This is a genomic window from Phyllobacterium sp. (assembly GCF_037994425.1).
GTDB lineage: Bacteria > Pseudomonadota > Alphaproteobacteria > Rhizobiales > Rhizobiaceae > Phyllobacterium.
In genome coordinates, this window is sequence record NZ_JBBNAM010000408.1 from 1 (window position 1) to 6530 (window position 6530).

5 protein-coding genes are annotated in these 6530 nt (G+C 58.0%); 1 reads left to right on the plus strand and 4 read right to left on the minus strand.

All coding sequences use genetic code 11. The features are described 5' to 3' along the window. Positions 1–16 precede the first annotated feature (16 nt). The 4 genes from glpX to AAAB35_RS26980 form a co-directional block, all read right to left on the minus strand. Positions 17–1006: a class II fructose-bisphosphatase gene (gene glpX, locus AAAB35_RS26965; protein WP_340671407.1), complete on the minus strand. Its 990-nt coding sequence runs from the start codon at positions 1004–1006 to the stop codon at positions 17–19. Between the two features lie 167 nt (positions 1007–1173). Beyond that, positions 1174–2490 carry a homoserine dehydrogenase gene (locus AAAB35_RS26970; protein WP_340671412.1) on the minus strand — a complete coding sequence of 439 codons (1317 nt, stop codon included), beginning with the start codon at positions 2488–2490 and terminating at the stop codon, positions 1174–1176. Between the two features lie 72 nt (positions 2491–2562). After that, the gene (locus AAAB35_RS26975) at positions 2563–3780 is read right to left on the minus strand and encodes an LL-diaminopimelate aminotransferase (RefSeq protein ID WP_340671408.1); all 1218 of its coding nucleotides are present in this window, start codon (positions 3778–3780) and stop codon (positions 2563–2565) included. A 144-nt stretch (positions 3781–3924) separates the two neighbouring features. Next, a complete protein-coding gene (locus AAAB35_RS26980) occupies positions 3925–4284 on the minus strand; it encodes a hypothetical protein (protein ID WP_340671409.1) in 360 nt (119 codons plus the stop codon). A gap of 117 nt (positions 4285–4401) precedes the next feature. Between AAAB35_RS26980 and phaC the strand changes: the two genes are divergently transcribed. Further along, positions 4402–6222, plus strand: coding sequence for a class I poly(R)-hydroxyalkanoic acid synthase (gene phaC / locus AAAB35_RS26985; protein WP_340671411.1), 1821 nt, complete (start codon positions 4402–4404; stop codon positions 6220–6222). The last annotated feature ends 308 nt before the right edge of the window (positions 6223–6530 follow it).

Here is a 6530-nt window from a genome sequence, read left to right on the forward strand (position 1 = left end):
ACCTTACCCCGCGTTCCTATTGGAACTTCGCCATGTCCTGGTGCTTCGCCTTGATCTCGCGCACTGTCTGCGAGTGCGATCGCATGACGACGGTATGTGTCTGGATGTAGTCGCGGGCGAACTTGACACCGCTGAGAAGATTGCCATCAGTAACGCCAGTCGCCGCGAAGAGCACGTCACCCTTTGCCATTTCTTGCATCGTGTAGATCTTCTTGGGATCGGTGATACCCATCTTGGCGGCACGGGCGATCTTGTCGTCGCTATTGAGCTGCAAACGGCCCTGCATCTGCCCACCGATACAGCGTAGCGCAGCAGCGGCAAGCACGCCCTCGGGAGCACCGCCAATGCCAAGATAGATATCGATGCCGGTTTCGTCCGGATCGGTCGTATGGATAACGCCGGCGACATCCCCGTCGCCGATCAGACGAATGGCAGCGCCCGTTGCGCGCACCTCTTCGATCAGACGTGCGTGGCGCGGACGGTCCATGATGCAGGCGGTAATTTCATTGAGCGGCACGCCCTTCGCCTTGGCGACTGCCGTGATGTTCTCGATCGCGGGCGCGTCGAGATTGATGATTCCGGCAGGATAACCCGGGCCGACCGCTATCTTTTCCATGTAGACATCGGGTGCATAGAGAAGATTGCCCTTTTCGGCGATCGCAATGACAGCCAGCGAGTTCGGCAGGTTCTTCGCGCAGATCGTCGTCCCTTCGAGAGGATCGAGCGCGATATCAACGGAGGGACCGTTACGCGTGCCGACTTCCTCGCCGATGTAGAGCATCGGAGCTTCATCACGCTCACCTTCGCCGATCACCACGGTTCCGGCGATCGGCAGGCGATTGAGCTCCTGACGCATCGCATCGACAGCGGCCTGATCGGCTGCCATCTCGTCGCCACGACCGCGCAAGCGCGCTGCCGCGACAGCTGCACGTTCGGTCACGCGCACCAATTCGAGGGTCAGAATGCGATCAAGACCAGCTTCATTTTGTTCGGAAGTTTTCGGCATAATGTTTCCTGCGTTGGTGTGACGACGCCGCATTCCGGATCGCAACAGCGCTCCTTAGCATCGGTATGCAAACCTTTTGTCAAAGTCACACCCGTGCGGCAAGGGCTCGCAAAAAAGCTAATCGATTAAACGGTGTAAGCGCAGTTTCTTCCAGTGTTTGCGGCTGCTCAGCCCGCCCGTTCGATACGGATCATCTGCGGCTTGTCGGTCGCATGACCGTCCTTGACGATGCCCTCAAGCGCCTTCTTCACCGCCGCTTCGGTTGTCTCGTGCGTAACGAGAATGACCGTCTTCGTTGCCTCCGGCTGGTTGTCGGTGCTCTGGCGCTGGACGATGGATTCGAGCGAGATGTCGTTGTCGGCCATGCGCTTGGCAATGGCGGCAAATACGCCGGCGCGATCATGCACCGTCAGCCGGATAAAGTATCCGCCCTCATGGGCGCGCATCCGAGCCCGCCTATAAGGCGCCAGCGCTTTAGCCGGCGTGCCGAATACCGGACCGTGCTGGAAGCCCGGTCGGCTCTTGGCGATATCGGCCAGGTCGCCAATGACCGCCGAGGCTGTCGCCGCGCCGCCGGCGCCGGGACCCGACAAAAGCAATTCGCCAAGAAGATCGGTTTCGATCGCGACCGCATTCGTTACGCCGTGGACCTGCGCGATGACCGATTCGACTGGCACCATCGTCGGATGAACGCGCTGTTCAATGCCGCTTTCAGTTTTTAATGCAACGCCAAGCAGCTTGATGCGGTAGCCGAGTTCATCGGCTGCCTTGATATCGGCAAGCGAAATGTTGCTGATGCCTTCAAGGTAGATGTCGTCGGCCGAAATCTGCGTGCCAAACGCAAGGCTCGTCAGGATGGCGAGCTTGTGCGCCGTATCATTGCCTTCGATGTCAAAGGTCGGATCCGCCTCGGCATAGCCAAGCCGCTGGGCATCGGCGAGACATGCTTCGAACGAAATTCCCTCGTCCCACATGCGCGTGAGGATGTAGTTGCAGGTACCGTTCATGATGCCGTAGACACGCGAAACCGTGTTGCCGGTCAGCGACTCGCGCAGCGCCTTGATAACGGGAATACCACCGGCGACCGCTGCCTCAAAGTTAAGGAGAACGCCCTTCTCTTCCGCGATCTTGGCCAAGGCGACGCCATGTTTGGCAAGCAGCGCCTTGTTGGCCGTGATGACATGCCGGCCCGATTTGAGAGCGGCTTCGACAGCCGCACGTGCCGGGCCCTCGTCACCACCGATCAATTCGATGAAGACATCGATCTCGTTTGATCTTGCAAGGGCGATTGGATCGTCGAACCAGCTTGCCGAAGAGAAGTCGACACCGCGGTCGCGCGCCCGATCTCGGGCCGAAACGGCGGTCACGACGATTTCCTTGCCGCACTGGCGGGTGAGCATTTCACCCCGGTCACGCAATATTTTCAGAACCGAGGCCCCAACCGTGCCCAGTCCGGCGATTCCCACGCGCAGCGCTTCACTCATCATCCAATTCCCTGAAATTTCGCTGAAACGGCGCCGGACGGCGCCGTCAGTTTCCCCCAGAACGCGGTCGGATCAACGACGAACGTTCAGCGGGATGACGTTGTGCAGTTTTTCGTCGGCCGTGGCAAGAAAGCGCTTGAGACTACGCGCCGCCTGCCGGATCCGGTGCTCGTTCTCAACGAGAGCGATACGGATATAGTCGTCGCCATGCTCGCCAAAGCCGATACCCGGCGCCACGGCAACTTCCGCATGTTCGATCAGCAGCTTTGAAAATTCGAGCGAGCCGAGGCTGCGGAATTTCTCCGGGATCGGCGCCCAAGCGAACATGGTCGCGGCTGGCGGCGGAATATCCCAGCCTGCGCGGCCGAAACTATCGACGAGGACGTCGCGCCTGCGCTTGTAAACACTGCGCACCTCGGCAATGTCGGAGCCGTCGCCGTTCAGTGCGGCAGCTGCTGCGACCTGGATCGGCGTGAACGCACCATAGTCGAGATAGGACTTGACCCGCGTCAGCGCTGCAATCAAGCGCTCATTGCCGACCGCAAAGCCCATGCGCCATCCCGGCATCGAGAAGGTCTTTGACATCGACGTGAACTCGACTGCGACATCGATTGCACCCGGTACCTGCAATACGGACGGAGGCGGTGCGCCGTCAAAGTAAATCTCGGAATAAGCGAGATCGGAGAGAATGATGATCTCGTTCTTGCGCGCGAAGGCGACCACGTCCTTGTAAAAATCGAGCGATGCCACATGTGCCGTCGGATTGGACGGGTAATTCAGAATCAGTGCGAGCGGCTTTGGGATGGAATGGCGAATGCCTCGCTCCAGGGCCGGAATGAACTGATCGTCGGGTTTTGCCGGGATCGAGCGGATGACACCGCCCGACATGATGAAGCCGAAGGCATGGATCGGATAGGTCGGATCCGGGCAAAGCACGACATCGCCTGGCGCGGTGATCGCCTGTGCCATGTTGGCGAAGCCTTCCTTGGAGCCAAGCGTTGCGACGACCTGGGTGTCCGAGTTGAGCTTGACGCCAAATCGCCGGTCATAATAGGCGGCCTGGGCCCTCCGCAGGCCGGGAATACCCTTCGATGCAGAATAGCGGTGCGTCCGGGGATCCTGCACAGCCTCACACAGCTTGTCGACAATGCCTTGAGGCGTCGGCAGATCGGGATTGCCCATGCCAAGGTCGATAATGTCCGCACCCGCCGCTCGCGCGCTCGCCTTCAGGCGATTCACCTGTTCGAAAACGTAAGGCGGGAGGCGGCGAACTTTATGAAATTCTTCCATAGGTTGGGTCCGGTCAAAAGGGTTTAATGTGCGCGTCGCGCTATACAACGAAACGCCACTGCGGTCGAGCAATCATTGCGGGCATTTACGCCGGCAAATGCTTCGAACCTATCCCACGTCATTGTGGGAAAGATGCGGCCAAATCTAGGGCGTCTGCATCTTGCCTTCGATCGCCTTCAGATCGTCCTGCTGTTCCTTGATCAGTTTTTGCAGATCGGCCTGCTTCTTTGCCGCAGCCGCAGGATCGGCCGAGGGGCCAGACTGCGCCGCGGTCTTTGCCGCGGTCGTCCTGTCGATCAGTGCCTGCTTTTCTTCCGGCGTGAATTGCGTGGTCTCGCCTTTCGGGTCAGGCGTGAAATGCGGGTAAGTGCCCGTGTTCACGGGACCGGTCAGTGGCGAATTCGCCATCACCGGCTGCGCCGAGTTGTTGGCACAGCCCCCGAGCCCTGCAATCAGAACGGCGCCAATCGCAAGGCGCATGATGTTTTTGACCGGCAAGTTCATTTTATGTCCCGACTGCGAAAACGAATTCATAATGACGATAACAATTGCACGTTAGAGGGATAGCACCAATTTGTGATATGATGTCAATATTGTGCGTCATGGGGAGGAAACCGCTGCATGGACAATCAAGGGGACAAGCTAGGCAAGACGCCCAACCTTGATAACTACATCATCAAGGACCCGGAGGCTTTTGCCCGCAATGTCGCCCATATGATCGAGCAGGCCGGCAAGGCCGCCTCTGCCTGGGTGGAGCCACGCGAAAAGGGCTTGAAGCGCGATACACTCGCCGATCCGGTCACGGATGTCGTCAAGACGCTCTCCAGGGTTTCCGAATATTGGCTGTCCGAGCCCGGCCGCGCCCTTGAAGCCCAAACGAGGCTCTTCACCAGCTATATAGCCATCTGGTCGAACTCCATTCGCCGTATGAGCGGTGAAGAAGTGGAGGACGTCGCCAAGCCCGACAAGGGCGACAAACGTTTCAGCGATGAGGATTGGGGCAAGAACGCCTTCTTTGATTTCTTGAAGCAGGCCTATCTCGTTACCGCCCGCTGGGCGGCAGAACTGGTCGAAAACACCGAAGGGCTCGATGAGCACACGCGCCATAAAGCCTCGTTCTACGTCAAGCAGATCACAACAGCAGCATCGCCGAGCAATTTCCTCCTGACCAATCCCGAACTCTACAAGGAAACGGTTGCCAGCAATGCGGAGAACCTCGTCAGGGGCATGAAGATGCTCGCCGAAGATATTGTCGCCGGCGGCGGCGATCTAAGGCTTCGCCAATCAGACACCACTAAATTCACGCTCGGCGAAAACGTGGCGACCACGCCGGGGAAGGTTATCGCGCGCAGCGAGGTAGCCGAGATCATTCAGTACGAGCCTACGACCAAGAAAGTGCTTAAACGCCCTCTCCTCGTCTGTCCGCCCTGGATCAACAAATACTACATCCTCGATCTCAATCCGGAGAAATCGTTCATCAAATGGGCGATCGACCGCGGGCATACGGTCTTCGTCATATCGTGGGTCAATCCGGACGAACGGCACGCCCATAAAGATTGGACTGCTTACATCAACGAGGGCTTGCGCTTTGGCCTCGATACAATCGAGCGGGCGACCGGCGAAAGGGCGGTCAACGCCATCGGCTATTGTGTTGGCGGCACGCTGCTGAGCGCGGCTCTTGCACTTTTTGCCAAGGAGGGCGAGGACCGGATCAAGAGCGCCACGCTGTTTACCACACAGGTCGATTTCACCTACGCAGGCGATCTCAAGGTCTTTGTCGACGAGGATCAGATCAGTGCCCTGGAAAAGGCGATGTCGGCTGAGGGTTATCTCGAAGGAACGAGGATGGCGACGGCATTCAACATGCTACGCTCCGGTGACCTTATCTGGCCTTACGTCGTCAACAACTACATGCGGGGCCGCGAGCCCGTACCCTTTGACCTCCTCTATTGGAATGCCGACGCGACGCGCATGAGCGCCGCGAACCACTCCTACTACCTGCGCAATTGCTATCTCGATAACAACTTGGTGCGCGGGATGATGCATCTCGCCGGCGAAAATCTCTCGCTTTCCGATGTTAAAATTCCCATCTTCAATCTTGCGGCGAAGGAAGACCACATCGCCCCGGCACTCTCCGTGTTTACCGGATGCAAATACTTCGGCGGCGAGGTCACCTATGTTCTCGCGGGATCGGGTCATATCGCTGGGGTTGTTAATCCGCCGTCGAAAAACAAATACCAGTATTGGACCGGCGCCGCCCCTCTTGGCAGTTTCGACGACTGGCTGGCGAAGACGGAGGAGCACCCCGGTTCCTGGTGGAACCATTGGGAAAAGTGGATCGAATCACAAGATCCTCAACATGTTCCTGCCCGCATCCCGGGTGAAAAAAACATCGAAATTCTGGCCGAGGCGCCCGGAACCTACGTGCGGGTTCGGGTCTGATAAATAGTCGATTCGATCACGCTGCGCATGCCAAAGAACAAGTGAAGACGATGGCAAAAAAGCGGCCAATCACGTTTTTGCCTCATTCTAACTATACTGGACGTCTTGTGCAGATACCTAAAAGTCTTTAACTCTGGCGACTCTACGCCGGTGTTTTTGCACTTAGACAGAACTTCGCGAGCTTTTCTGCTCTTACAAAAGCGGTCTCCACTATCCACGGGCACCGCGAAAGACGAGACGGGGGAATCGTTGAAAATACTGCCAGCCTCAGTTTCTGCCCTGCGGGCGAGTACGGTCGCATGCGTCGT